The sequence below is a fragment of the Corynebacterium sp. L4757 genome, assembly GCF_043673995.1.
Classification (GTDB): Bacteria; Actinomycetota; Actinomycetes; order Mycobacteriales; family Mycobacteriaceae; genus Corynebacterium.
The window spans coordinates 140,357-164,497 of sequence record NZ_JBIMEN010000006.1; the positions used below are offsets into that span (position 1 = coordinate 140,357).

Here is a 24,141-nt window from a genome sequence, read left to right on the forward strand (position 1 = left end):
AGCGATGCAGACCGTCAGTGGCCACAGCAACCTCAGAAGCCGCCTGTGCGCCTCCCTCCCCCACTGACGCCCCCACGACAATGAAGATCGGGCAGCGCGCTCCACAGACCGCGTGGGCGCACTGACCGATAACACCGAGAAGGGCTCTACCGGGTTCGTTCTGTGGCTCCTGTCGCCAAGAGGTCAGCCAGGGAGTCAGCGGTAGCGATGTCGTCCTCGAAGGCGATGAGATAGCCCCATGACTGGCCTACGTAGTCCGGTTTGCCGGCAAGCAGGCGAATGGCCTTCTCGACGCCGTCCTTCTTGCGCTGGACAATCTCGTCGTCGCGACCACGCTTCGACTTGCCCTCAATGATCCAGTGGGTGCCGTCAGCGGCCAGGACCACGAAATCCGGATAGTAGTCATTCTGCGGTGTGTAGGCGACAACAGCGCCCTCGTGCGGGTAGAGACGCTTCCACCACACCACGTCCGGGTCGAAGTTGAGGATCTCCGCCAAGCGGTACTCCCCGGAGAAGGAGTCGAAGGCTGCAGCCTCAAACAAGCCCTTGGACCAGGGCCCGTAAAACTCCCGCTCCCTAAAGCCCGTACTGGACTTGGTGGACTGGGCATTCACGTCCAGGCGCTCGAGGACCTTCTTGTCGAAGTCGAGGGTGAAAGAATCATCGATGGGCAGCTCAACCGGGGTGATGGTCGTCCTGGTCTTGGCCTGGCTGGCGGCCTTCTTCATCTCAGCGACGACGAGGCCACGCAGTTCCTCGGCGGCGGAGAACTTCGCCTTCTCCGTCCATGCCTCGATGCCCGCGTGCTCCATGAACGTCGGCACAATGCGGTGGGTGAGCTGATTGCGGTTCTCCGGATCCGTGGACACGATCCCCGTGGTGAGTACGCGGCGGATCAGTTCCGTGCGCACCTCCGCCTCCGACTGCCGCAGGCTCTCCACTGCTACTCGGTCAGCGTCCTGGGCGGTAATTGCCCCTTCGCCGGCCTGGTTGGCGTCAGCAACGATCTTCGTGCGCTCCAGATACTCGGAGGTGTTCCGGGTGCGCTTGGCCGCGGCCGTGACTGCCTCGGTCGAGATGTCCGCCAGCTCGAAGGGAGCGATGGTCTTCTCCATCGCCGTCGCCGGGAAAAGGAAGGTGGTGCCCGCGAACTCAGGGTTGATGGAGATCGTCACCTGCTCGAAGAGGTCAGCGTCGTCCACGATGTCCTCGTCGTCGGTGAGAGCACGGGCACCGAGAGCGTCAGCCACCGACCGGGCCGGTGAGCTCGCGGCATCGACCCCCGATGTCTGTTCCTCGCCGGTGGCCGGGCCAGGGACTTGTGGCCCCGTGCCGACCTGCGGGTTGGGAACATGCCTGGTGCCCGGCTGAGGCAGCACGTCCTCCGGGGCAACCTTTTCCTCGGAGTCGATGCCGAACTCGCGCAGGACGTTTTCGGTCTTGAGCAGGGAAACAAACGACTTGTGCGAGATGATGTCAAGCTCATCGATGGCCTCTACGCCAGTCAATCCCCCGAAGGGCAACCGCAGGCCACGGCCCATGACCTGCTGGGTCAGCGCCTCTGAGCCCATGGCCCGCAGGGTGCACATCACGGCGATGCGTTTGGTATCCCAGCCTTCGCGCAGCTTGTTGACCGAGACAATCACCCGCACCGGGGAATGCTCGGCGTCTAGATAGCGCAGAAAATTTTGGGTGGTGGCATCATCGTGTTCATTGTCGACCTGCAGCACCGCTACATCGCTGCCAGTGAAGGTTGCGGTGCGAAGGCGTGCGGCGGTTTCGCTGGCATGAGCGACATCGGAGCAGACGACGAACAGCAGTGGTTTGGTCTTCTTACTTCCGGGATGCGCCGCCCGCCACCCGGCATAGGCCTTCTCTTTCAGCGACAGCAGGCTCATGGCGTCCTGGAGCTGACGTTCCTCGGAGTCGTAGCCGGAGTTGCGGTAGACGAGTACGGGCTGTTTGACGTAGCCGTCGCTGATGGCCCGCCACAGCGGATACCGGTAGACAAGGTCGTCCTTCTTGCCCGGTGAGGCGGTCAGGCCCACGGTCGCCTGTGGCAGCAGCTCCTCCAGCGCCGAGCGGTAAACCTTGGCTGTGGACCCGAACAGGTGCGCCTCGTCGACGATGACCACCAGGTCATCCAGGGAGCGCAGGTGATCCATCAGCGAGCCGTACTCCTCCTGCCAGCGCCAGGTCTTGCGCCGCTGCGCCTCCTGACCGGTGGTCTGGGACTTGCCTCCGTCCTTGGGCGGGAACAGCTGCTGGACGTTGAAGACGTAGAGCATGGACGCCTCATCCGTGGTGAACAGGCTGCGGGTGCTCTCGGCCAGGGCGAATCCCTGGGCGTTGTCAGGGGTCACCATGACCGGGGGCCGGGTGAACCCGTCAATGTAGCGCTCGGAGCCGTGGGAGAAGTCCCGGACCGTCTTGTCCTGGACCACCGTATTGGGGGTGACGACCATGACGTTGCGGTGGCCCTGGCGGTTGAGGTACTCGATGAACGCCGCCATGACGAAGGTCTTGCCCACTCCGGTGGCCAGGTCCAGCGTGAGCTGGCCCAAGGGCGTGTACTCGCCGACGTCGAGGCGCCTGACCAGCTCGGTCAGGGCCTCCCGGTTGGGGGTGCGCAGGTCGAATCGGGAAGACAACTCCTCGACGAGGTTCTCGTCGTAGCTGATATGCAGAGCCATGGTCTACTTCTCCTCCTGGGCCGTGGTGTAGGTGAACAGGTCCAGCGGGACGTGGAGTACCCGGGAGCCGTTCTTGAAGCGTCGGACATGATCGCGCACGCCCTCCGGGACGATCGTCGCCGCGATCAGCAGTGTGTGGCCCTCGGGCAGGTGAGCCATCAGGTCGTCGACCTTGGCGTCGTCGAGGACCCCCTCGACGACCGCGAGATGCTGCCGGCCCAGGATCCCGTCGAAGTGGCGGTCCTCAGGAGTGAGGTAGAATCCCAGGTTCGCCGCCACGGACGCCACCAGCGTCGACCCAGTCGCCGCCTCCGTCAGGGTGGTCAACGCCAGGTTGTGGTCATAGCCGAAACACGACGGCGCCAGACGTGCCACCCGATCAAGTCCGGTGAAGTGGTGTATCTACCCTTTCGATAAAACAAGCAGCGTGACAGTCTCAGGGCCCGGCCCGAGCCTGGTGCTGGCGGGGAATCATGCGACCTCCACAGTGGGCTCGTCGGCATCGATGACGTTGGCAGCCATCATCGCCTTCGTCTGCTCCAGACTCGCCAACGACATGTAACGCTTCTGCTGGATCCAGTCATCATGCTGCTCCGCAAGCACTGCCCCGACCAGACGGATCACCGCCTCCCGGTTGGGAAAAATCCCCACGACGTCAGTACGCCGCCGAATCTCCCGGTTCAACCGCTCCGTCGGATTATTCGACCACACCTTCGTCCATACTGCCTTCGGGGCCTGAGTGAACGCCAGCAGCTCGTCTAAGGCTTCCTCGAGGTAGTCGGCGACGTGCGGGAACTTCTGCTCACAGAACGCCACAACCTCCCGGGCCTGTTTCCACACCGCTTCAGCGTCCGGTTGCTGAAAAATCGTGTGGAACATCGCCGACAACGTCGGCCACTGGTTTTTCGGCACAAGACCGGAGAGGTTTTTCGCGAAATGCGTGCGGCACCGCTGCCAGGAGGCGTTGGGCAGGACGTCGCTGATGGCGTGCTGGATGCCCAGATGTGCGTCGCTGGTGACCAGGTACACCTGGTCCAGGCCTCGGGCTTTCAGGTCGCGAAAGAATCCAGTCCACGAGGCTACCGACTCAGATGTGGCGACCTGCATACCGAGCAACTCCCGATAGCCTTCGGCGTTGACCCCGGTGGCCAACAGGACGGAAGTCTTCACGACGCGTCCGCCTTCGCGAACCTTCATCGTCAACGCGTCACACGAAACATACAGATACGGGCCGGTATCCAACGGGCGGGTCCGGAAGTCCTCCACCATCTGGTCGAGATCCTTGGCCATGTCTGAGACCTGGGACTTCGAGAGATTGTTGATCCCCAGGCTGGCGACCAGGTCGTTCATCCTGCGGGTGGACACGCCTTTGAGGTAGCAGGTGGCGATGACGGTGGTCAGGGCTCGTTCGGCGCGTGTGCGTCGTTCCAGCAGCCAGTCGGGGAAGAAGGAACCTGTGCGTAGTTTCGGCACGGCGACGTCGACGGTGCCGACCCGGGTGTCGAGGTCGCGGTGGCGGTAGCCGTTACGAACGTTGGTGCGCGACTCGGAGGTGGTGGCGTAGTCGGCGCCGCAGATCTGGTCGGCCTGGGTGGACAGGATCTGGTTGATGAAGTTCTGGAGCATCTGTCTCATCAGGTCCGGAGAGGCTTGAGACAGCAGGTCGTCGAGATAGGTGGTGGGGTCGATAGAATGGGGGCCAGCGGCCATCGTGGTGGTTCCTTTCGAGGAGATGTAGGAGTTTAGTCGAAAGGTACTGCGGTGGTCGCCTCGTGCATTCATGAGGTCGTCACCGGCAGTTACAGATACACCACGCTAACGGACGCAACCAACCAACGAGTGGAATCTCGTGAGAATCACCCGCTCCACCTTTGGGCCGCGTGGGGCAAAGTGGCCCGAGTTGTCCATCGATTGCTACACGATTGCTTCCTTCTCAAAATTCCTTACGAACGTTTACCAGCGGATGTCGGTCCTACGAATTAACCTGAATCAATAATCACTCCCCGAGTGTGGGGTAAGATGATGTCGCCAACAGCGGCGAGTAAGTGCTAGATGTGGATACATTAAGCATGTCCCAAAAATTCGGAGCAGGAGTACCGGTGCACGACCGTTTGCAAGAGAAGTTCAATCTGATTCGTCAGAACGCTATTCAGATGGGCTTGGAACCGGCCATTTCTCAATACCAGTCGTTCGGGTTTATCAAAGACGACGAAGCTGAACAGTTCCGTCATTGGTACAAGGCTGGAGTTGATCGCGTCGGTGAGGGCGGACCGGTGATGACCCGCACACGGGAGGGCTGGTACCCGGGAGCTCAATCCACGGACCCCACCTGGTCATATTTCGTCAACACGATGGAAGAAGAAGGCAAGGATTTTCAGCTTCCTTCGGTCCATGAATCAAGTGACGCGATTGTCGGTCTGACTCCGGATCCTGCAGTAGAACCGTACGCATCAAAGGGCCTTGTGGTCGGTTTTATCCAGAGTGGCAAGACAACTAACTTCACAGCTGTTGCTGCGAAGCTAGCGGACCGGGACTATCGCATGGTTATCGTTCTCGCCGGAATTCACAACGCGCTTCGACGACAGACGCAAGACAGGCTTTATCACTACCTCATTCCGGCAAATAAGGGCCGCTGGTTCCCCCTGACCAGCTCCTCCTCGGATTTTGACCTGTCGTCGTTGAATGACAATGACAAGACGACGAAGCACGACGCCGCTGCTTACCTGCGGAACCCCGGGAAAACGTCGCTGCTTGTGGTCAAGAAGAACCACGTTGTTCTGAAAAAGCTGCTGAAATGGCTCAGCGCACCCGAAGCAGTGAAGGCGCTCCAGAATCAGCAGGTACTGATCATTGACGATGAGGCTGATCAGGCTTCAGTGGCGACGAGGAGCATCAACCCGCTCATTCGTGAAATTCTGCAGCTGATGCCGCGAAGCACCTATATCGGTTACACGGCATCGCCCTTCGCCAACGTGTTCATCGATCCGAATGACAGCACCGATTTATATCCAAAGGATTTTATCTATTCGTTGCCTCAGCCGGAGGGATATTTCGGCCCCGAGGTTCTTTTTGGTCGTGACGTCCTCGATCGAGACAGCGATGACATCGACGGTTATGACATGATTCGCGAGATTCCAGAGGAGGACGAGTTCCTATACCGCCCCAAAACAAAGGATGATGAGGACGGATTCGCACCGACGATGACTAACGAGTTGCGCGACGCAATTTCGTGGTTTGTTTTGGCCACGGCAGCACGGTGGGGCCGGCAGGGACCCGTAGACAGCTCGATGCTTATTCACACGTCTTTCAAAACTAAGATTCACGAGTCCTATGAATCGGTCATTCAAAGGGAGCTCGATCGTCTAAAAAAGGCGATCGATGCATCCGCCAGCGCCGAACTGAATAGGCTCGAAAAACAATGGGTGTCGGAAGGTGCCAGCGTCCCTGCATCTGATTGGGGACGAGAAACCGAGCTGTTTGCGGATGTCATGCACTACGTTCCACACGTCCTCAATGACGTTCGCATCGTGATTGACAACTCTAAGAGTGAAGAACGCCTTGATTACGATGAACATGACTACAACACAATCATTGCAGTAGGTGGAAACACTCTCTCCCGTGGCATTACGTTGGAAGGGCTAGTTTCCAGCATCTTTCTCAGGCCTACAAACACTTACGACACGCTACTGCAGATGGGCCGCTGGTTTGGCTTCCGAAACGGCTACGAGGACCTGCCCAGGATTTGGACTACTGATTCGCTGCGGCGAGCCTTCCGCCATCTCTCCCTGGTCGAACATGAAATGCGTAGCGACATTAACATGTATCAGTTGCAGCACATGACTCCAATGGACGCAGCTGTGCGTATCAGAACCCATCCGTCGCTCCGTGTCACGGCAAAGATGGGTGCGGCGCAGCCGGCTCGAACGTCTTACTCTGGAGCGCGACTGCAGGTGCGCTATTACAAGAGGAACGATCTCGAGTGGCTCGAGAACAACTGGGACGCCGGTTTGGATCTAGTTCGGGCGGCAGAGCGGCTCTCGAAGGGAACCACACTGTCCAACGGAAGCTTGCTGTTCAAGAACGTCCCGGTCGGTGATGTGCTCAAGTTTCTCGACCGTTATGAAATTCTTCCTGACCAGGCAGACATCAACCGCGAGATGCTTGAGAAGTACATCACGGAGCGTAACGGTGCAGATCATCCGCAACTGACGCGTTGGAACATTGCCATTCGCTCGGGCCAAAAAGATCCGCAGGAATTCGCTGGGTACGACGTGCCATTTGTAAACCGTGCGCCTCTGAAGGACCCGTCGCCAATTGCTGACATCGGAACACTGATGACCCCGCAAGACCTGGTGATTGACATGCCGGAGATGACCACAAAGGAAGCGAAATCCTACACGGAATCCGAACTCAAGCTTAAGCGTCTTGAGTCGGACGCCACGAAGGATAACGGCTTGCTTGTGCTTTACCCGATCCACCGCAATAGCGAGCCGACGACGGAGAAGGCGAAGGCGGTGCGTTACAAGATGGGGGCACCGATGGACATTCTCGGCCTAGGCCTTGTCTTTCCTCAAGACAACCTTTCCGACAGCGAGAGGGCATCGGTTCGTTCCACCCACATGTCCGTCGATGTGTCTGCCTACCCGGAGGAAGTTGACATTGACGAGGATGTGTTCGCGGACGGAAGCAAGGACCATTGATGAGCGGGCTACCCAATGACTTTCTTGACCGGGCTTGGCGAGAACTCGAGGAGAGGGATTCTGGCGGGAACTGGTCTGCTATCCGTCTTCCAGAGTCAGCCATTGAGCGCAAATTGCTCCTCGCGCTAGATGAAAACCATGTACGTCATCTTCTTGTGCCGGCAGGCCCGGGCCGGTACTCCGTTAACACACGGAGTCCCCTCTCGGTGGGCGTGGATGAGCAAAGATTCGAGTTTGACGATGGCGCCGCGGTCGAAGGTCGATACCTAGACGTGTTCTGTCGGGTCCCGAAGCTGAATGAGCAGTTCGATCGAGTAGTAGTGGACATCTTAGAGTCGATCGAGACAGCCTCTGACCCAGCCCAGCGAGCTGTGGCAACGGTGAATTCGTGGCGGCGGCTTTTTTCCACTTTAGCTTCGGCGAAGTCGCTCTCTCTTCATGAGAAGTACGCGATTTTTGCTGAACTGGCGGTAATGGATCAGCTTGAGCTTCAAGCTGAAAATTTTTCGGCGAATTGGTGGACAGGGCCGAACCAGGATGAACATGACTTCGAGGTACCTTGGGCATCCATTGAGGTGAAAGCGATCGGTGTCAGCTCTAGAACGATTTCGATTCACGGAATTAATCAACTCTCTCAAAGCGGAGCCAATCCCTTGTATTTGGCGGTAGTTGGGCTGGAAGAGTCTGAAGAAGGACTCACAGTTCATGAGTTGCTGGAGTCTATCGCGAACCGTTCGTCGGAGGGAGACGATCTTCGTATGAAAGCTGCGTCGCTCGGGGTCTTTCAAGATGTTGAAGACTCAGTGAAACTGCGCGTGACCAAACTAGGGGTTGTCGAAGTCGATCACTCCTTTCCGAGGCTGACCGTTGAAGAATTAAGTCCGCTTTTGAGTCATGCGTTAGATGGAATCCAGTATGAACTTCGGCTTTCCGAGGTACAGCCGAAGTTGAAGTTCATCGAGCTAAAGGAATTGGTGTCTGAAATTGCGAGCTAACGCAGAATGGTGGGCGCAGCCGTTTCGTCCTGAAGGTGACAACACCGGAAGCGGGATAAAGAACCAATTGGGGCGCCCACGCCTTGGCGAGTACGCGGTGCTGGTGAGAGAAGCTGTCCAGAATAGCTGGGATGCGCGTCGGTCGGATTCAGGTGCGGTGACAGTGAAGTTCTCACTGAAGCGCCTTGGAGATCATTCCAAAACCTGGAAGAAGTTTCTCGGAAACTCCACGCTTCCAGGAAAACCAGGGCGCGCCCTCCGAGAGGTGGGGCCAGATTCGCTCGTTCTGATCGTGAGCGATCGAGGCACCGTAGGGCTCGACGGCCCCATCCGATCTGACGAAGCCGTAAGGGAAGGCCAATCAGCCAACTTCATCCAGTTTCTTAGGAATGTGGGTGAGGCTCGCGATACACACCTAGGCGGAGGAACTTACGGTTTCGGCAAGGGGATTTACTACCGAATTAGTGAAGCATCTGCGATTCTCGTCGATTCTCGCAATTTGGAGACGGGGAAAACTGGCCGAAGACTCATGGGCGCCGCCCTTAGCAATGCCTTTGATGATGAAGACGGGCGGCGATTCACAGGAAGACATTGGTGGGGAGAAGTCGTAGACGACGTCCCAGACCCATTGCTCGGAGAGCAAGCGGCTTTCGCAGCGAGAGATCTTGGTCTGCCAGGGTTTGCGGAAGGAGAGACTGGCTCTGACATAGTGATTCTCCTGCCCGACATCACTCTGGAAAACCCGAAGGAAACGCCGCAATCGTTAGGTGAAAGGCTACGCAGGCATATTTATTGGAACCTGTGGCCAAAGTTCCATACCCAGACCAGGCCTCAGTCGATTTACTTCAGCGTGGAAGTAGAGGGGGAGGCGCTGGACTTCCCGTCAATTGAGAACGTTCCCGTCTTGAGGGACTTCGCAAGGGCGCTTGACAACATCTCTTTGCGAGAGGGCATCGATTGCACGATGAAGAAGTACGCTAAGCCGATTGGAGAATTCTCCACTGAATGGGTTGTCCAATCCATGCTCGGTAGTCAGGGGGATGTCTTTGATTCAATCCTTGGTGAGGCACCAATCGAGGCTCCATACCGTCATATCGCACGTATGCGGCAAGCTGAATTGGTGGTGGACTTCCTGCCCACAGTGCAAATGCCGACTCCTGAAATCGGTTATGTCGGTGTCTTCAGGAGCACCGCCTTCGCGGATGAAAGCTTCGCTGTTGCTGAGCCACCGACGCATGATGACTGGTCAACCGCAGGACTAACAGGGGATGATCGCGGGATTGTTATTAAGTCCTCGTCCTTCATCAGAGCAGAGACTGAGTCGCTCGTAAACGCTCGCAGTGGTGCCAGGTCAAAAACCGTCCAGGGATTGGGTCGGCTTTCACACAAATTGGGCACGTTCGTGCAGGGCGCGACGGGCACCCGTGCCACGGGCTCGGGTCCAAAGAAACGACACCCAAACGGTAGCGGGAAAAATGCTAAAAGTTCCAGCAAGGGATTCAGTGTCCGTGGACGTTCTGCTGTCAGACTCTTTGAAGGCAATCCGACTGTTGAGTTGCCGATCGAGGTCGCGGCTAGCTTCCCCAAAGACTTGGTCATCGAAGCCTCTGCGTATGTCGTGCTCATCAAAAACAAGAAGGAAGGAAAAGATGGCGGCCCGTTAGGGTCTCCCGTACCCGATTTCCTCGGGTGGTTCGACGAAGACGGTCGCCTAGTCTCCACGGACGAAAAAGTAGATGCTAAGACATTGGGGCCAGGACACTTTACTGTGCGATTTCGGCAGATCGAGAATGTCGCACTTCGTGCAACCGTTGGAAGGGCTTCCTAGTGTTTTCTCCGCTTGATACGCCCTATTTGACCCCTTCGCCGGCGGCATTACATGCACAGGAGTGGTCCATCGAAAACGGCGACAGCCTGGAGCCTTTAGAATCGAGTATTCCGCATTGGAGCCAAGGCACTGACATTTATGTGACCAGATCTATCGAAATAGACCGTCCGGAGATCATTCGCACTACCGGTTTACCCGACGCTGCAGTTTTGGGCATCGCGGTGAGTTGGTTTAGCGACTCCACAAAATTTCGTCGATCCGTGTACCGGGCACCAATCGGTGTAGAACCAGTTCACATAAGGGCGAGGCTGTCCGGCGATGAGATTAGTAGCACAATCAAACTCCGGACATCGCTGATTCTTATGAACTCTCTGTCCTTCACTCCAGCGTGGGTGGCGAGCAAGCCCGGCTCCATGCTCCTTCGAGAAGAAGTACCAATCTCCGTCGAAGGCGACGGATCGGTATTTCCGATGGCCGTGGTGGATTTCACGTCTACCGCATACCCGAATAATGCTTCCTGGTACCTGGTTACATCGACACAGCTGGAGGCAAGATTCAGCTCGACGTTCCAAGTCATGATCAATCAACGTGATGAAAAGTTGGTTAAAGCGATCGAGGCGACAAAGCCTGACCGGGAACAGACCGCGTTACTTGAAAATCTCGAGCATGGAGTAATCGCCACGCTCCTCGAGCTCGCCTACTTCTTGAGATCTGAAGACAGTTTGGACCTCGAAGGGCACGAAGACGGTTCGGTCGGCGCCGTGTTGGCGGAATTTGTCGTCGACTCCGGAGACGCCACTTGGGACAGCGAGTCTGGGTCCTCAAGGGTCTCACACAGGCGAGCATACTTTGACAGTCTTGCTAGAGACATCGGCGCTGGAAGGATAATAAAGTGACCAATTATTATGTATGGCCCCGAATGGACAGGTCCACTGCTGAGTCATTGTTTGAGAAAGTGAGCGGTACGAGCGGACCGGAAGTCAATTTAGATGTGTCATCGTTTGACTACAGCGGTGTCGGCCAGAGGAAAAACAGCAGAGACCTTCAGGAGCTCAGGGACGCGATAATCGAGATTGCGGAGCCGTTCGGGTTTAGAGCTCGCCGTTCTTATGACGCGTACGACATGACAGATGATCCTGGTGACGATGCACGGTCGGACCTGGACCACAAGTTAACCCTGGCCTTTCATGAATTAGCACCCATGCGCTGGGCCGAAGCCGGTTCGAATGAGGTCTGGTCTTGGTTTTCGCTGGCGTTTCTTCCTGATTTGACGCACTGGCGATGGCGGTTCGCACGCACTAGTCAGGATGAAACATGGAATGTTGAGCGATGGATTGGGGGCGACCTCACTCGACACACGTGGGCGAGGTATTGGTGGCGCCCTGTCCGGTTTAATAACGATCCAGAGTTAATCGGACAGTTGACTGAGACTGAGATGACTCAGCTCCTCGAACGCCCTGACGGGCTTGCTGCTAACTCCACTCTGATGTCCGTATTCGGTACTAGGCGCGACGAGTTTTACCAGCTTTACGGACAGATTGGTATTCCCAGGACCAAGGCGATCGGTGAAATTTCGGCACGCCTCCTCCGCAGGCTCGCGTATGTCGATGATGCCGTGTTGTCGGAGAATGAGGTGAATGGACTGGTCAACGATTTTCTTGTTGAAATACGCGAGTCGTTGCCGCAGATTAGAGATGAGTGGGGAAAGAAGGAAAAAGAGAGGAGAACGAAGAAGACTAGGGACGTTCAGTGAGTGGTAGCGGTCCTGGCAGCCAGATTACGCAGCAGGTGGTCGGCCCGTGTAAGCACCAGCGCCTCGCGAATTCAGGAAAACGGCTGAGCCCAACTAAATTGGGCTATATGCCAACTGATGTCTCACGGCCTGTGTCCGGTCAATCTAATACCATGTCAAACATGAGTACTAACACTTCGTCCAATCGGCCAGGCACCCATCAGCCAAACGAGGCGGAGCGTTTACCCGCTCAACCTGCAAGTCAGACGATGTTATCGTCGGCTGATTCTTACAGCGCAATTCCGGGTATTACGAAGACGGAGCTTCCAGATGTTGTCGATCTGTTTAGCGGATGTGGCGGCCTATCGATGGGCTTTCAGAACGCCGGGTTCAAGGTTCTGGGTGCTTATGACAATTGGGATTGCGCAGTTGATACGTTCAATCTGAATCACCAAGGTGCCGGGCAACCCGAGGCAAGAATTCTAGATCTTTCGGACGTCGATGCAACCGTCGACGAACTCAGCAAGTACCGGCAGTCGGGGAAGCAGTTTCCTGCGATTATCGGGGGACCGCCGTGCCAAGATTTTTCTTCAGCTGGAAAGAGGGTTGAAGGTGACAGGGCTGACTTAACAGAAAAGTTTGCTCTAATCATCGAGGAATTTGAGCCTGAATTCTTTTTGATGGAAAACGTGTCGATAGCCGCGAAGGCAGGTGCATACCAGCGAGCGATTCAGCACATGAGGAGTCTTAAGTATGCCATTGAACCCGTTGTGCTCGACGCGTCGCTCATGGGAGTCCCGCAGTCTCGAAAGAGATTGATTGCCTTCGGCTCTAGGGACCGCTCTCTTGTGGCGCGCGTGTTGGAAACTTGGCAAGATAACTTAGCCGCTAAGCCGATGACGATTCGCGAATACGTTCGTGAGGTGGGACAAAAGGAGCTCGAGTTCGACCACTATTATCGTCATCCCCGAAGCTATTTGCGTCGTGGAATTTTCTCGGTGGATGAGCCGTCGCCGACGATCAGGGGAGTCAACCGCCCCATCCCTAAGACATATGAAAAGCATCCGGCAGATCCGGTGAACCCTAAAACAACGAGTAACCTCCGAGAGCTGACGACGATTGAGCGCGCTCAGATCCAGACTTTCCCCGCGGACTTTAAATTTAGTTGCGCCAGGACCAACGCGGAGCAGCTTATTGGGAACGCTGTTCCGGTTCGTATGGGGGAGTATCTTGCTAAGGGGATTTCTCAAGGAATCCTACGGTAGCGTGGCATGTCAAGCAGGAAAGCAGGACACTTTACGATGGCAGATAAGCGTATACATATCGGGTGCTGATTAAACCTTTCTGATCTGCTCTTCGAGCGTGAGGATGCTATCGAGTTCACTCTGATCGATCCTTCTCACTCCCTGCCTCCAATGGTTCGGATTCGTTTGGGCCTTGGTTTCAAGATAGTCTCCCTCCCACTTAAAAGGGACCGGGTTCTTAAACTCGGTAAACAGACGAAATCCGCATTCCAAAGCGCCATCGCCAGGCCCTTCTTTTTCTCGGACATCAGAAACAATTGCGATACCCAGATATGAAAGCGGGGTCTTCCCTGGATAAGCCCGTTGTCCGGTATAAAACACTGCGGTCTCGCCGGGGATGACTAGTTTGCGATAGATCCTTGGAAATCTGTACTTCACGCCTAAAACGTCCGCATATGAATGGCCGGAAGCCGTGTAATCACTGAATGTCAACGAGATGGGCATAAATCCATTATGGCAATCGCCTCGTCTTCTGCACGCGCTTTGAGCTATTTTATCGGCACGGCACATTTTCATCGTTAGCCTGGATTTTTCACGGGGCCTCCGAAGTGATGGTCGTTGACGCGACAGTGAACCCTCGCGGATGACGGCATGAGAAACCACCCCAGGGTGCCGGGGTCAGCGTGGGGATAAGGTCCTTTCCTCAAAACGAAGCGGGAGCTCGGAACAACAGGGACAGCGCAGAAACCAGGAGACAGAGTCAGCGTCTACGTCGGTACTCGGGCGTGTTGGCGCGCCAGCACCTGGCGCAGCAACTGTTGCCAGGGTGCGGCCTGATCAACACGTGGCACCAACCGCCGGGCATGCCGGATGACCACCGCGGCGATGCTGACGATCCGGGCCCGCAGGGTCTTCGGTTCCCACGCCCACCACTTCTCCTGATAATCAGCCTGAGCGTTCGCCAGTCCGGTGTACACGATGAGATTGTGTGCCAGCATCACCGCATAGATCCACGCCTGATTCATCCCGAAGCTGTGGTGCGGGAGTTTCGATAGTCCCAGGTCCTTGAGGTTTTTGATGCGCTGCTCGCATCGCCCCCGCAGGCTGTAGGCGCGGTCCAACCGTTGCGGCTGCCCCGGCAGGTTCGTCACAAACAACCGGACCCGGCGGCCGTCGACGTCGGTGATATTCAACTGTGCTCCACTGGCGGGGTGTTCGGCTTTCATGATGACCCGCATCCCGTCGGGGTGGTTGTCCAGGTTGATGCTGATCGTCGGCGGGCGGCGTTTACCCCAGGTACGAATGCGGTCGGTGATCTCAGCGATGAACCCGGTCTCCAGCTGTGCTGGCGTGCCGTCCGGGCGCAGGATATGCGACTTGACCAGCTGGCCGGTGGTCGAGGCTATCTCCCCGATCGCTTCGGTCGCCCGAAAACCGACAAGGTAGCCGTGCCCGAGCTCGTCGAGGTGGGTGAGGAACTTCGTTGATCCGCCACCGGCGTCCGATCGGATCACCAGGCGCTTGCCCCAGGGTTGACCGTCGGCGTGTTCGGGTAGTGACGCCAACGCCATGGCCAGGATGTGTTTGTGGTCGTCGATGGTGTTGGAGCCGGCTTTGCCGGTGCGTAGTTGGACGGCCAGGACTTCGCCGCCGTGCTGATCGCCGAAGTCGACGAAGGCGCACAAGGGGTGGAAGCCGAAGTGCTTCTTCCAGGTCGGGGTGGCCAGCTCTTTGTTGGAGTGGGCACGTATTTCGGTGGCGTCGATGTCGATGACCAGTGGATTCGACTCGGTGGCCCAGTAGGCCGGGTTGCGGTCGGCGAGTTGGTTCCAGGCCCGGGTGCGCAGTGTTTTCATCGCCGCGTAGTAGGAGGTCTGCGCGTGCTTGTCATCCTCGGCGATGTCCTGGTGCCGGCGGTGGATCGTCGAGTCCGACGGGATCTGGGTGATCAGGCCGGTGGCCACCAGTGGGGCCAGCAGGTCGATGTCGCTGGCGTCGTCGGCGCCGAGGATCAACGCCAACGCCATTGAGGTCATCGTTGAGCCGATGGTGTGTGTCAGGGTCGGTTTCTGCAGTCCGAGGAACGCCTCGTCGACGATGTCGGTGACGCCGAGGTTGGTGGCGGTGCGTGCGAAGGCGATGAGCCCGGCGTTGGAGCAGAGCTGGCGTGTTGTGGGAGGCCCGATAGTGATGGTGGTAGTCTTCACCGTGTAGGTGACCTTTCTGGTTCGGAAATTTCTTGTGTGGTAACAATCAATTTACCTGGTCAGAGGGGTCACTTCTTCTATTTTCGGGGTCGTGTTAGACCATCACCGTGAAAAGGCCGGGCTAGGTCGTGTTACGAAAGTCGTTTCAGCCAGTACCGGATCACCGCCAGCGCAACCGTCGCCGGTCAAGTCCGCGGAAGTGGGGGGTGTCCCCCCGAGGAGTGGACACGGTGTTGGTGTCGGTTAGGCAACGAGGCCTACGGTAGCAGCTACCGTCGCGGACTCGAAGACAACAGGTGAGCGGTAGCCCAGGGCGGAGTGACGCCGGCGGGTGTTGTAGCGGGTGACCCACCTAAAGACCTCACGTCGGCACGCCTCGGCGGACTCCCAACCACACGCCCCTTGCAGGGTCTCACGCTTGAGGGAGGCGTTGAAAGATTCGGCCATCGCGTTATCCGCGCTCGATCCGATCCGGCCCATCGACTGGCGGACCCCCAGCCGCCGACAGGTGGCCTGGAAGGCCGACGAGGTGTATTGCCGGCCGTGGTCGGAGTGGAATACCGCACCGCGTAGTGAGCCGCGTGCCCGGGCCGCGTTTTCCAGGGCGTCTTCGACGAGACTGGTGCGCATGTGATCAGCGATCGACCAACCGACCAGACGCCGCGAATATACGTCGATGACGGTAGCCAGGTAGAGGAATTGCCCCTGGCCGCAGGGCAGGTAGGTGATGTCGCCGACGTAGATTTGATTCGGCGCCTCAGCCTTGAACTTCCGCTTGATGAGGTCATCGAAGACGCGCGCGCCCTGATCCTTGATGGTGGTCTTCTTGGGCTTGCGCAGGTTCACTCCGATGATGTTGTGGGTGCGCATGAGCCGTTCGACGCGTTTGTGGTTGATCGGCTGATCTGCGTTCTCATTGAGCTCGATGGTCATCCTCCTGACTCCGATGGTGCGATCGAATTCCTCGTGGTACTCACGCATGCGTTCCACGAGGGCTTCGTCCTCGTCCTGGCGGGCGTTCCGTGCGTCGCGTCCCGAATGCCATTTGTAAAAGCTCGACCGGTTCAGGCCAAGCACGTCACACAGCCGCTTCACCCCGTGGGTGTTCCGGTAGTCGTCAACGAACTGGAAGCGGCTCACCAGGTCGGGGCCTGATCCCCGTTTAGTGGACACGCTAGAACGGGGTCCACTAAACAGGGTCAGTCCCGAGGGTGGCTCACTGCCCGTTGGGCGATAGTCTGAAGTGAACATTCATCGTCATGAACGGAGGCCGTCGCCCCTATGGACATCAACAACTCGGCGGCCCGGCGAGCGCGACGCCAGGGAGTCGACACCATGGAGATCACCCCGCGACGCCTGGCCACGGCACGGCGATTGGGCAACACTCCGGCCAAGGTCATCCGGGCGAGCTGGGAAACGGTGTTCCAGGCGATCGATGACTCCGCCGGACCGCTGCGCAGGTAGCCGCACTCGGGAACAACACAACCTCACATCCACCCCACGACTGGAAAGGCGGATGCGGGGCTCCACTCTGGGGCCGGCACGCGGGAGAGGTTGCCGGGCCGTTACAGACGTTAACCACACGCTGCGGTTCCACCCCGGCTTTCCGGTCGCGGTGCCCTGGCTTGAGTCGCTCCCAACGCCCTGGGGATCCGGGGCGTACCGCTCCCGGGTGCTTCACGATCGGCCCCACACAGCTTCACAATGCGCTTTCCTCCCACAGGTCAGACGCATTCGGATTCTGACCTGACAGCCTAGGACGACAGGTCGGGGGCGTTAACAACTGACAAATAGGTTAATCGCGAACAGAGCGCTAGTTTCATAGGATGTCGAGATAAGCTCCAGAGAAAGGGCACTGGGTAACCAGCAGCAATATGTCAGGTCTTAGTCCCGGATATGTCATCCAATTGCTTAACCAAGGTAAGAGCCAAACCGAGATCGCCAATGCTCATGGCGTCTCTCGCCAATATGTTCACAAGCTCGCCAAACAGGGCGGCCTGGAATCAATCAGCACGCAAGTTACTGAAAATCTTCCCTGGGAAATTGGGCCCGACTACTATCCAAATACCATCTACCAGGCCCTACGCCTGTACAGGAGCTGGAGAATCGACCCCGCTGGCCTTTCAAAGTCTTCCATGACGAAGATGCGGGCATTCCTCCGGAAAATCGTAGCCTTCAACCAGGTGGTCGACTTTGACCCCAACTACCCTGCAGTTCCCGGATTCACTAACACCCCAGGTTTCGCCTACCTCCCACGCACCGAAGAGGACAAAGACCTCATCATCAAGTGGAAGCCTGGAGTCAAGCTGACCTCTCAGGGTAGGACTCTATGGACCCGTCCGTCAGAAATTCCCTAAGGGAGATTGCTACACGCGAGACCCCAGACATTCAAGACACGAGCTGTGGAATTGAACTCCAGCAATGCGACACGCCTTACCCTAAAAATGCGCCCCTACAGTGCCGAGGTTATGGTCACTAACGTATCCCCGCCCTCGCAGCAATCCCCCCCCCGAACGCTGCGTCTGTGGCGGGGATGCGCGTATTTCCACCCCGCCACGCGGCCGTGGGGCCTCCTGCTGCTTATCCTCCAAACTGGGGCCCCGTGCCCTTTCCCTTGCTCAGGCCGCGGCTGGGGCCGCGCCCAGTGCCAGAGCTGGCTGCCATAATCCGTCGCACCTGCTCGGGATCGGTAACCGGGGTCGCGGCCGCCTGTCGGGTTTTCGCGTCAATCTGCTGCTCCGTGGGGCGCACCGGCGTACCGATCATCAGGGTGGCCTCTGCCTCACGGCGCAGCTTGCCCATCGCCTGCGTGCGGGCCTGGTCGATGCGGTCCTGGCTTCCACCCGACAAGACCTTGATCAGCTCCATGGTGATGCGTTTCTCGCCGCCATCACGGGTGAGCAGATCGGCCACAGACTCGTTGAACTTATCGTGGCCGTGCCGTAGTCCCTGAGTGAAACCGTCGGCGTGGGCAGTTTGCTTGATCTCCTCGGCCTCCTCGCGCATGGTGGCCACTTCCTCGGCCGCCGCGGTGAGTTTCTGCTCGGCCTCCGCCAGAGAGTCCTGGGCCCGGGCTCGGTAGACGGCGGCATCAGCCACCGCCTGGTCGGCCTGTGCGCGTTTATCCGCGGCCGCGGCCTCAGCGCCGTGGCGAACCCGCTGGGCGGCCTCAGCGGCCCGCTGCGCCACCCGCTGGGCGTCAGCGGCCGCCTGGGCCTTGATCTTGGCCACAGCCTCCTGCGCGGCTTCCTGGGCGGCCTGCAGCCCTTCAGCCTTACCGACCGCATGCCCTTCCTCACGGGCTTTACGCTTCAGCTCCGGCAGTGAGGCTTCTTCGGCCTCCACGGCTCTCTCCCGGGTCTCCACCGTCTCTTCACGAGCGGTTACAGCGTTTTCGCGGTCGCCAAGCTCTTCTTTCACCTCATCCAACTTGTCGGAGAAGGCGAGAACGTTGCTCATGTCGACGTCCACCTCCTCCCTGGCGAACCGAAGTTTCTCAATGTCAGCCTTGAACAGGGCGACATCGTTGTCGAAGTTCCGTTGCGCCATACCCAGCACCGCGGCATCGGCCGTGTACTTCTCACGGTCGGCCGCCAGTGCCTGCTGATCGGCTTCCAACGCCCGCCGGGCATTGTCCTCGGCGGCGTAGCGGTCCTTGTCCAGACTCTCGTGGGCACGCTCCGAGACCTCAAGCTCCACCTCGTAGCCCAGCGAGCGCATGTACTCACGCAACCCCTGCTGGTACATCCGCATCTTCTGGGGACCACCCATCTGCTGGCCGGCCTGGGGATGGTCCTCGGGGTAGCGCACATCCCGGTGCGACCCCCACGCCTGCGACGCCTCGACCCGCAGCACCCCCGGCTTCTCGGGATGCTCTGCGAAGGTGTCGGCCATGATCTGCACGTGCGGGGTGGATTCGTCATGCTGGACGTTGAATCCGTGCACGGCCTCACGCCCGCCGGGCAGAACGTGGTCGGCGAGCCACTCCGTGGCGTCGATCAAGTAGCGGTTCGCCTCGGCCCGGTCACGGGCCACCCACCGCGACCGGCGCAGCTCCTTGCCGTCCTTGTCGAGTTTGATCTGACCGTCCTCGCCATGGACGGGGTAGTAGCCAGGCACCTCCGTGCAGAGGGTCCGCGGCAGGTGCACTACCAGTGTCGTAGTCTCGAACGATGTGGCGCCGATCTTGCGGCCCACCTGTGCCGCCCGGTCATCGCCGTACGTGACGACCTCGTCGACGGACTCCGGAGTCCTCCAGCCGCCGGTATCCGGGTCGAACATGAAGCTCTCGTTGAGGTGGGTCTCATCCAAGACGATGTTCGGGTTCTTCGTTGCGTGGTGCTTCGCCCACTTCTCTTCAAGCTCGCGCATCATCTCCTCCAGCAACCGCTGTCGGTCGCCGGTGGTGCCGGACTTGCCTTTGGCGTGTCCGGTCCCGTGGCGGAGGTGGCGCGCGTTGAATGCTGCCCGGCCTTTGTCTGTCATGTCTCGTTCCTTCCGCTGGCTGTCCGGGGCCATGACAACGGCCCCCTGCAGATGATCTGCAGAGGGCCGTCACCGCGTGGCCGCTGGGGCCGCGCTGACTGGTTTACTGGGTCAGTTCCGACCCGGTTTCCGGTCCAGAACTGACCCAGTTCTGACCTGGATTCCGAGCCTCAGACACCATCGTCGCGAGCTTCCTCGCGGCCTTAATGTCAGCCTTGAGGCGGGTCACGTCGTGGCGGATTTAGGCCAGTTCCAGGGCCTCGACCTCGTCGGCGGGCAGGGTGCGGGCGTGGGCGGTGATCAGCTCGGTCAACTCGTCGTGTTCAGCGATGAGCTTCTTCTGTTCCAGCTCGGCCAGACGACGGGCGTGGGCGTGCTTCTCGGCGTCGATCTGGGCCTGAATTTCGGTGGGGGTGGTCATGGTGATTGGCGTCCTTTCGGGGTTGTTGCGAGTTGTCTTCCTGGGCAGGCGGCGCACCGCCCGTCGGTGGGGACCGTGGCCGCCCAAGGCTTGGAAGCGAGATCATGCAGCCTCACCAGCCGCATCCAGCACGTCCTCGACCACGCACTTGATCACGTCGATGTCGGCGCTCTTGAGCACCCGGGCCCGCCGATCCCGCTTGCTCATGTGCTCCCACTGAGCACGGGTAAAATCTCCGTATCCGAGACTCGACAACCACGTGAGTTTGTCAGTCACCGACTGCTTCGAGGCCAGTACCGGCAATGACCACAAACCTTCCTTGTGGCCGGCGACCAACTCGGTCAGCGTGGCACTGTCGTCGGTGCGCACGCGTCGCTCACCGTCGTGGCCGATTCGACGCTGCAGGGTCCGCCATTGCTTGACGGTGCGCAGACACCCTGTGGGGCGGTCATCCCCTGTGGTCCCCGGACGATTGGCGGCAATGTGTCGAGCCTTCTCCTTGGCCCGGGTGTAATCACCCACCGTGTCCCATGCCGTGGTGGCGAACGAGGCAAACTCATACTGCTCACCCTCGAATGGCACCGTCTCCGCGGTCATCGACGACCACACGGGCTGTCGCTTCAGGTCGTAGTCCAGGCTCCGGTCAATCTGGGTATAGACCGGCATGAAATCCACCCGGTCAGTGGCGTGCGATAACTCCCGAAAACTCGGAAAACGTGTGTAGCCGTAGGTCACTTTTCCGGTGCGCGACAGCACGTGACGGCGGTACCATGCCCGCTCGTCAGGACTGTCGCGCTTCACGCTTTTGGGGCTTTCAGCCCGTCCTTGGCCAGTACGCCATCCTCCTGCATAGAGGAGTTACCACGAGTGGTGACGTTGACCAGATCAGTCTGGGAGTGCTTAACCTCCCAGACCGTGGAATCCCTCCGGGTTCGTATGGGCGAGATATTGGTCGAAATCAGCGATGATTTCAGAGAAGAATGGGACCGCGACAAAGCACGGGAATCTTCAAAAGCTGTCCAGCAATTACGTAATGATTTGGATCAGTCTTGGTCAACCGTTCAGTTTGCAAGAGACAGCAGGCGACGAAATCCACGTCTCCTTTTCCAAGGAACCAGCAGGGAGAAATACGAACAGGTTTTGACCGGACTCGATGAAGCCGTCGCACACCTTCGTAACCTCACCCGCACGCTGGAAACTACAAATTCTTCAGAATCACCCGGAGGCCAGCGTTTCCGTGAGCGCTGGTCGGAGATCCTCAAAACGATTGCTAGGCGAATCAGTGATCCCAACGCAGATGTCGAACCCTCTGTTGACGAATTAGACCGACTGGCGCGAGAAATGGTGGCCGAAAATCAGCTTTCTGAAACAAGCTGGCCACTTTATGGTGCGCTTATTTCTTCCACTCGCAATATTTCCGTACTCATTGAGCAGATGTCGACTGCGACCGAAGAGCAGCGCACGTAAGAACTACATGATGCCAGCCAGCAGCTCTTCGCTGCGGCTTCGACCCTCGCGGTCTGGAATGTCGCCTGTGATGAGGAATTCATCGACGGATAGCTGCGCGGTGGCATCGGCAAGCAATGCTCCCACCTCTGCCGCTGTGCCATAGATAGCATTGACCAGCGATTCATCAATGCGCTTCTTTTGCTGCGAGGTCAAGGAATCAATATCCAACTCCGAGGCTGTTCTGAGCGGATCAAACACACCCGTGGAACGCGAAAGCACCTGCGAATAGGCTTCCGGCAACAACAGGTTCCGGGCGGCCTCCGTGGTATCTGCTGCGGCGATATTCATCGACGCAATCACGTGCGGGCTATCCAAGACCTTCGAAGGCTGGAAGTTCTCCCGATAGGCCTTTATAGCATCTGCCTGCGTGGACAAAGGCCCACCCGTAATCACTCCAATGCCCAGCCTTGCCGCCGTGAGCGCTGAGCGGAACCCAGCGAGCATATAGATGGGTGTGCGCGCATTATCTGCCGGGTAGGAACTCACCGCACCTGTGCCAGCGAGATATCCCAACAGCTCCTCTACGTCATCCTCCAGCCGCGCCTTAAGCTCCTTCGGCTCGCCCTGCCGCAGTGCCTGGCGCACCGGCTTGGTAAAGCCCACCGACGAACCCAACCCGATATCAATGCGCTCCGGGAACAGCGACTGCAATAAACCAATTTGCTCTGCGATGAGATACGGCGGATGATTCGGCACCATAATCCCACCCGTGCCCACGCGGACGGTGCTGGTATTGGCCGCAACATAGGTTGCTAGCTGCGCCGGCTGCGAGCCCGGAATCCCTGGCACGCCGTGGTGCTCTGCTACCAAGAAGCGTGAAAAGCCAAGTTTCTCCACGTGCTGCGCGTGCGTTGCCACACCTCGCAATGTCTCATCTGAGGTCTCACTGTGGGTTCCGGCTGCCCGGTCAAGAACAGAAAAGCGCATAAGTACGACTGTACTCATGCGCGCATTGCTCTGGTAAAAAGTTCGCCACCAGCTTAAGCGTTACCGGCGGACCATTCTTCCCAGGACATATTCCAGTCACCCAGACCGTCATAAACAGGCAGGGTGCCCGCCGTGGTGTTTTTCACCAGTACGATGTCGCCACGCTTGGTATTGTTCATGAACCACTGGGCAGCTTCTTCTGTGACATTGATGCAGCCGTGGGAGGTGTTAGTGTTGCCCTGTGCCCACTCTGACCACGGTGCGCCGTGCACATAGATGCCCGAGTAGGACATCTGCGTCGCATAATTGACCATGGTCTTGTAGCCGCCGTCTTCAATGGAATAGCCGAAGGTCTCTGAGTTCATCAACAGTGACTCGTGGCGGTCACCAATTATGTAGCGACCATTCGGGGTAGCCCAGCGGCCGCCGTCTTTGCCCAAGGACACGGGGATTTCGCGCAAGACTTCACCGTTCTTGTACACGGTCATCAGCTTCGTGGCATCATCCACAATCGCCGTCACGCGGTCACCGATGGTGAAGTTGGTTTCATTGTTCTCACTACCAAACACACCGTTGCCGAGGTCCACGCCCTGAATATCAACGTCCACGTCTACTTCAGTACCTGGCTCCCAGTATTCAGCCGGACGCCAGCGCACCTCAAAGTCATTGAGCCAATAGAACGCACCTTCAACCTCTGGCGCGGTGGTCACGGTAATTGCTTCCTGAGCCTTCTCGCGGTCAGGGATAGCAACACCGAAGCGGATACCAATGGTTTGGCCAACGCCAACCTCAGAATCAGGCAGTGGGGACAATGACGCCGCAGTGGTATTGACCATCTCAGGGGTCTTAAACGTCACTGTTGTGGACTCACCATTTTCATCAGTGGCCTCGATTGTGTACGTGCGGTTGTAGCCCAGTGTCTCAGCTGAGCTCCACTCCATCCCGTCTTCAGAAAGCTCTTCCATGACCTCATAGCCTTCTTCATTGGTCATAGTGACCTCTTCCAAGCCTTCACCCTGTGAAGTCACGGTGACAGGCTCATAAGGATTATGGTCATCGTTGCCATCTTCGACAGAGACTTCCGGAGCGAGCTTTTCTTCCTCTGCTTCTTCCGGTGCAAGATCTTCCGACGATGAAGACGCTGCCGCCGCTGCCTCTTGATCAGCATCGGTTCCACGGTCAATCGTGCATCCTGCCAATCCGAGCGCTGATACAACAGCAATCGCAACAGCCGAACGGCTGAAACGACGAGTATTTACTTTACGCAAACCGAACAACGAACAAACCTAACCTTCTCGCACCAAATCAACCCCTTAAACTTATCCGCAAAGCAGTCAAAACACTAGCTTGGGCACGCAAGCGTAGCCGGTTCGTTATCGTATTTATACCGAGCAGGGATA

The 24,141-nt window shown here is 58.2% G+C and carries 19 protein-coding genes and 1 pseudogene; 9 read left to right on the top strand and 11 right to left on the bottom strand.

What is annotated here, in order from left to right:
• Positions 1-146: 146 nt before the first annotated feature.
• The 3 genes from ACG98I_RS08955 to ACG98I_RS08965 form a co-directional block, all read right to left on the bottom strand.
• Positions 147-2,693, bottom strand: coding sequence for a DEAD/DEAH box helicase family protein (locus tag ACG98I_RS08955; RefSeq protein ID WP_394720145.1), 2,547 nt, complete (start codon positions 2,691-2,693; stop codon positions 147-149).
• 3 nt (positions 2,694-2,696) lie between these two features.
• On the bottom strand, positions 2,697-3,068 hold the full coding sequence (locus ACG98I_RS08960; RefSeq protein WP_394720147.1) for a hypothetical protein: 372 nt from the start codon (positions 3,066-3,068) through the stop codon (positions 2,697-2,699).
• A 96-nt stretch (positions 3,069-3,164) separates the two neighbouring features.
• A complete protein-coding gene (locus tag ACG98I_RS08965; RefSeq protein ID WP_394720148.1) occupies positions 3,165-4,403 on the bottom strand; it encodes an IS256 family transposase in 1,239 nt (412 codons plus the stop codon).
• 359 nt (positions 4,404-4,762) lie between these two features.
• On the opposite strand from ACG98I_RS08965, the gene ACG98I_RS08970 reads away from it, so the two are divergent.
• From ACG98I_RS08970 to ACG98I_RS08995, 6 genes are all read left to right on the top strand, one after another.
• Positions 4,763-7,393 carry a Z1 domain-containing protein gene (locus ACG98I_RS08970; RefSeq protein ID WP_394720150.1) on the top strand — a complete coding sequence of 877 codons (2,631 nt, stop codon included), beginning with the start codon at positions 4,763-4,765 and terminating at the stop codon, positions 7,391-7,393.
• Complete coding sequence (locus ACG98I_RS08975) at positions 7,393-8,388, top strand: PD-(D/E)XK motif protein (protein ID WP_394720152.1); 996 nt, start codon at positions 7,393-7,395, stop codon at positions 8,386-8,388. Before ACG98I_RS08970 ends, ACG98I_RS08975 begins: the two co-directional genes overlap by 1 nt.
• A gap of 163 nt (positions 8,389-8,551) precedes the next feature.
• The gene (locus ACG98I_RS08980; RefSeq protein WP_394720154.1) at positions 8,552-10,216 is read left to right on the top strand and encodes a hypothetical protein; all 1,665 of its coding nucleotides are present in this window, start codon (positions 8,552-8,554) and stop codon (positions 10,214-10,216) included.
• A 140-nt stretch (positions 10,217-10,356) separates the two neighbouring features.
• The gene (locus ACG98I_RS08985; RefSeq protein WP_394732556.1) at positions 10,357-11,112 is read left to right on the top strand and encodes a hypothetical protein; all 756 of its coding nucleotides are present in this window, start codon (positions 10,357-10,359) and stop codon (positions 11,110-11,112) included.
• Positions 11,109-11,969 carry a hypothetical protein gene (locus tag ACG98I_RS08990; RefSeq protein ID WP_394720158.1) on the top strand — a complete coding sequence of 287 codons (861 nt, stop codon included), beginning with the start codon at positions 11,109-11,111 and terminating at the stop codon, positions 11,967-11,969. The genes ACG98I_RS08985 and ACG98I_RS08990 overlap by 4 nt, the downstream gene beginning before the upstream one ends.
• 161 nt (positions 11,970-12,130) lie before the next feature.
• The gene (locus tag ACG98I_RS08995; protein ID WP_394720160.1) at positions 12,131-13,213 is read left to right on the top strand and encodes a DNA cytosine methyltransferase; all 1,083 of its coding nucleotides are present in this window, start codon (positions 12,131-12,133) and stop codon (positions 13,211-13,213) included.
• A gap of 69 nt (positions 13,214-13,282) precedes the next feature.
• On the opposite strand, the gene ACG98I_RS09000 is transcribed toward ACG98I_RS08995, so the two are convergent.
• The 3 genes and pseudogenes from ACG98I_RS09000 to ACG98I_RS09010 all read right to left on the bottom strand — a co-directional run.
• Positions 13,283-13,696 carry a hypothetical protein gene (locus ACG98I_RS09000; protein WP_394720162.1) on the bottom strand — a complete coding sequence of 138 codons (414 nt, stop codon included), beginning with the start codon at positions 13,694-13,696 and terminating at the stop codon, positions 13,283-13,285.
• Between the two features lie 263 nt (positions 13,697-13,959).
• Positions 13,960-15,399, bottom strand: coding sequence for an IS1380 family transposase (locus ACG98I_RS09005; protein ID WP_394720164.1), 1,440 nt, complete (start codon positions 15,397-15,399; stop codon positions 13,960-13,962).
• Positions 15,400-15,642: 243 nt separating this feature from the next.
• Positions 15,643-16,545, bottom strand: a pseudogene (locus ACG98I_RS09010) (IS3 family transposase); the annotation flags it as partial.
• Positions 16,546-16,680: 135 nt separating this feature from the next.
• Here ACG98I_RS09010 and ACG98I_RS09015 point away from each other — a divergent pair.
• Both ACG98I_RS09015 and ACG98I_RS09020 read left to right on the top strand, forming a co-directional pair.
• Complete coding sequence (locus tag ACG98I_RS09015; RefSeq protein WP_394720166.1) at positions 16,681-16,863, top strand: hypothetical protein; 183 nt, start codon at positions 16,681-16,683, stop codon at positions 16,861-16,863.
• A gap of 410 nt (positions 16,864-17,273) precedes the next feature.
• A complete protein-coding gene (locus ACG98I_RS09020) occupies positions 17,274-17,756 on the top strand; it encodes a hypothetical protein (RefSeq protein WP_394720168.1) in 483 nt (160 codons plus the stop codon).
• A gap of 223 nt (positions 17,757-17,979) precedes the next feature.
• Here the strand turns inward: ACG98I_RS09020 and ACG98I_RS09025 are convergent, their stop codons facing one another.
• The 3 genes from ACG98I_RS09025 to ACG98I_RS09035 form a co-directional block, all read right to left on the bottom strand.
• On the bottom strand, positions 17,980-19,884 hold the full coding sequence (locus ACG98I_RS09025; protein ID WP_394720169.1) for a hypothetical protein: 1,905 nt from the start codon (positions 19,882-19,884) through the stop codon (positions 17,980-17,982).
• Between the two features lie 241 nt (positions 19,885-20,125).
• Positions 20,126-20,305, bottom strand: a complete 180-nt coding sequence (locus ACG98I_RS09030) for a hypothetical protein (protein WP_394720171.1) — start codon at positions 20,303-20,305, stop codon at positions 20,126-20,128.
• Positions 20,306-20,407: 102 nt separating this feature from the next.
• Positions 20,408-21,106 (bottom strand): hypothetical protein, encoded by a 699-nt coding sequence (locus ACG98I_RS09035; protein WP_394720173.1) that lies wholly within the window; start codon positions 21,104-21,106, stop codon positions 20,408-20,410.
• Between the two features lie 114 nt (positions 21,107-21,220).
• Here ACG98I_RS09035 and ACG98I_RS09040 point away from each other — a divergent pair, with 114 nt between their 5' ends.
• Positions 21,221-21,772, top strand: a complete 552-nt coding sequence (locus ACG98I_RS09040) for a hypothetical protein (protein WP_394720174.1) — start codon at positions 21,221-21,223, stop codon at positions 21,770-21,772.
• A gap of 3 nt (positions 21,773-21,775) precedes the next feature.
• On the opposite strand, the gene ACG98I_RS09045 is transcribed toward ACG98I_RS09040, so the two are convergent.
• Positions 21,776-22,759, bottom strand: a complete 984-nt coding sequence (locus ACG98I_RS09045; RefSeq protein ID WP_394720176.1) for an MsnO8 family LLM class oxidoreductase — start codon at positions 22,757-22,759, stop codon at positions 21,776-21,778.
• Between the two features lie 35 nt (positions 22,760-22,794).
• The gene (locus ACG98I_RS09050; protein ID WP_394720177.1) at positions 22,795-24,018 is read right to left on the bottom strand and encodes an Ig-like domain-containing protein; all 1,224 of its coding nucleotides are present in this window, start codon (positions 24,016-24,018) and stop codon (positions 22,795-22,797) included.
• Between the last annotated feature and the right edge of the window lie 123 nt (positions 24,019-24,141).

What these genes read in the sequence shown, in the direction of transcription:
- ACG98I_RS09030 (WP_394720171.1), bottom strand. Translation starts at nt 20,305, where the DNA reads ATGACCACCCCCACCGAAATTCAGGCCCAGATCGACGCCGAGAAGCAC.
- ACG98I_RS09015 (WP_394720166.1), top strand. Translation starts at nt 16,681, where the DNA reads ATGGACATCAACAACTCGGCGGCCCGGCGAGCGCGACGCCAGGGAGTC.
- ACG98I_RS09000 (WP_394720162.1), bottom strand. Translation starts at nt 13,696, where the DNA reads ATGCCCATCTCGTTGACATTCAGTGATTACACGGCTTCCGGCCATTCA.
- ACG98I_RS08975 (WP_394720152.1), top strand. Translation starts at nt 7,393, where the DNA reads ATGAGCGGGCTACCCAATGACTTTCTTGACCGGGCTTGGCGAGAACTC.
- ACG98I_RS09025 (WP_394720169.1), bottom strand. Translation starts at nt 19,884, where the DNA reads ATGACAGACAAAGGCCGGGCAGCATTCAACGCGCGCCACCTCCGCCAC.
- ACG98I_RS08995 (WP_394720160.1), top strand. Translation starts at nt 12,131, where the DNA reads ATGAGTACTAACACTTCGTCCAATCGGCCAGGCACCCATCAGCCAAAC.
- ACG98I_RS08970 (WP_394720150.1), top strand. Translation starts at nt 4,763, where the DNA reads ATGTCCCAAAAATTCGGAGCAGGAGTACCGGTGCACGACCGTTTGCAA.
- ACG98I_RS09045 (WP_394720176.1), bottom strand. Translation starts at nt 22,759, where the DNA reads ATGAGTACAGTCGTACTTATGCGCTTTTCTGTTCTTGACCGGGCAGCC.
- ACG98I_RS08955 (WP_394720145.1), bottom strand. Translation starts at nt 2,693, where the DNA reads ATGGCTCTGCATATCAGCTACGACGAGAACCTCGTCGAGGAGTTGTCT.
- ACG98I_RS09020 (WP_394720168.1), top strand. Translation starts at nt 17,274, where the DNA reads ATGTCAGGTCTTAGTCCCGGATATGTCATCCAATTGCTTAACCAAGGT.
- ACG98I_RS08965 (WP_394720148.1), bottom strand. Translation starts at nt 4,403, where the DNA reads ATGGCCGCTGGCCCCCATTCTATCGACCCCACCACCTATCTCGACGAC.